Source organism: Leptospira perolatii, from assembly GCF_002811875.1.
Lineage (GTDB): Bacteria > Spirochaetota > Leptospiria > Leptospirales > Leptospiraceae > Leptospira_B > Leptospira_B perolatii.
This window is the reverse complement of the sequence record NZ_NPDZ01000049.1, coordinates 1-530: the sequence shown is the minus strand read 5'-3', so window position 1 is coordinate 530 and position 530 is coordinate 1. Positions and strand designations below refer to the sequence as shown.

The 530-nt window shown below is 42.1% G+C and carries 1 protein-coding gene; it reads right to left on the bottom strand.

From position 1 onward, the window contains the following. The coding region (locus CH373_RS18735) for a hypothetical protein (RefSeq protein WP_165778880.1) at positions 1-530 on the bottom strand (530 nt) is incomplete at both ends.

Below are 530 nucleotides of genomic sequence, written 5' to 3'. Positions count from 1 at the left end.
TAACCCTTGGAAAAACTTCAGTTTCGCCATCTCATCAGTAAAGGCTCCTGTGTTTTCCAATGCTTCCAATACAGCAGTGTTTACTTCCTCTCCCTTGCTCTGTTTTTCTATAAAGAAGTTTCTTAGTTGGTTTACATATCCGACTAGTTGGTCCTGGGAGATTTGATTCTTTGGTTCTCCACCTAGGTATACTTGTATTCTACCCTCAAGTCCAGTGTGGAATGTTGCAATTTGTCCTGCGAGTGCGTCTTTGTCTGTTTTAGCTTTCTGTAATAAACCGAGCCCCAGGTCAGCCCCGCTCAATAAATTCGCCCTTGCCCCTACCGGCAAAAAGCTATCTTGTACATTATATACTTCGAATATATCCTTAGTAAATAATGCATCGTACTCGATCAGTCGATCTGTCGGCTCTCCCTGAGAACCGGAATAATACTGAAAACTATACAACCCACCGTTGTTGTTATAATCATTTCTCACTCCCTCAGGCATGATTGCGAGTGATGCATCGTTTACCAAAAACTTATTAGGCA